The organism is Rhizobacter sp. P2_H2, from assembly GCF_056403375.1.
Map to the genome: position 1 here is coordinate 1 of NZ_JBFUFP010001362.1, position 1212 is coordinate 1212.

Genomic DNA, 1212 nt, shown 5'->3' on the forward strand with positions numbered 1-1212 from the left:
ACGTGTGGGCCTGGCTCTGGCCGGTGCCCACGCTGATCGGCGCCTATGGCGTGCTGCGCGTGATCCGCATCGGCCAGGACGACCCGCTCTCGTGGGCGCTGATCCCGCTGCTGGGCATCGCGATCGCGGCGGCGATGCTGGCCGCCATCGTCTACGGCCTGATGCCCGACGAGAAGTGGAGCCTGCGCTTCAACCGCGGCGAGCCCGTCACTCCGGCCGGCTGGGCCGCGGTGATCGGCGTCGTGATCGCGCTGCTGCTGGGCGCCACCGTGCTGATGGCGACGATCGCGTTCGGCGGCCAGCGCTACTTCGAGTACCAGGTCGAGGAAGCCCGGAAGATCAGCCAGTGATTCTTCAGGGGAACATCGTGAAGCTGGCCCAGTAGGCGATCGCGGCCACGAAGGCGGCGGCCGGGATCGTGAAGATCCACGCCCACACGATGTTGCCCGCGACGCCCCAGCGCACCGCCGACGCTCGCCGCACCGAGCCGACGCCCACGATCGCGCCGGTGATGGTGTGCGTGGTCGACACCGGGATGCCGAGCGCGGTCGCAAGGAACAGCGTCATCGCACCGCCGGTCTCGGCGCAAAAACCGCCGACCGGCTTCAGCTTGGTGATCTTCTGGCCCATCGTCAGCACGATGCGCCAGCCGCCGAACATCGTGCCCAGCCCGATCGCCAGGTAGCAGCTGCCGATCACCCAGCCGGGCGGTGCCTTCGAATCGGCTGCCGCGTAGCCGGTGGCGATCAGCAGCATCCAGATGATGCCGRYGGTCTTYTGCGCGTCGTTGCCGCCGTGSCCCAGGCTGTACAGCCCGGCCGACAGCAGCTGCAGCCGGCGGAACCAGTTGTCCACGCGCAGCGGCGAGCTGCGCCGGCAGATCCAGGCCACCGCCACCATCGCCAGCGAACCCAGCAGGAAGCCGAGCGCCGGCGAGATGAAGATGAAGGCGACGATCCACAGCAGGCCGCCACCGACCAGCGCGCCGATGCCGGCCTTCGCGATCACCGCGCCGCAGATGCCGCCGATCAGCGCGTGCGACGAACTGGACGGAATGCCGTACCACCAGGTCACGACGTTCCAGACGATCGCGCCGATCAGCGCACCGAACACCACGTGGTGATCGACGACGCCCGGCACGACGATGCCCTTGCCGACGGTGGCCGCCACCGTCAGGTTGTGGAACACCGAGATCGCCAGCACGTTGAAGAA

General features: G+C 68.9%; 2 protein-coding genes. One reads left to right on the forward strand and one right to left on the reverse strand.

Annotation, left to right across the window (positions count from 1 at the left end; translation table 11 throughout):
* Positions 1 to 350 (forward strand): hypothetical protein (locus tag AC1D15_RS33110; RefSeq protein ID WP_477829405.1); only part of this gene is annotated, 350 nt, incomplete at its 5' end.
* A 4-nt stretch (positions 351 to 354) separates the two neighbouring features.
* Here the strand turns inward: AC1D15_RS33110 and AC1D15_RS33115 are convergent.
* Positions 355 to 1212 (reverse strand): inorganic phosphate transporter (locus AC1D15_RS33115; protein WP_477829406.1); only part of this gene is annotated, 858 nt, incomplete at its 5' end.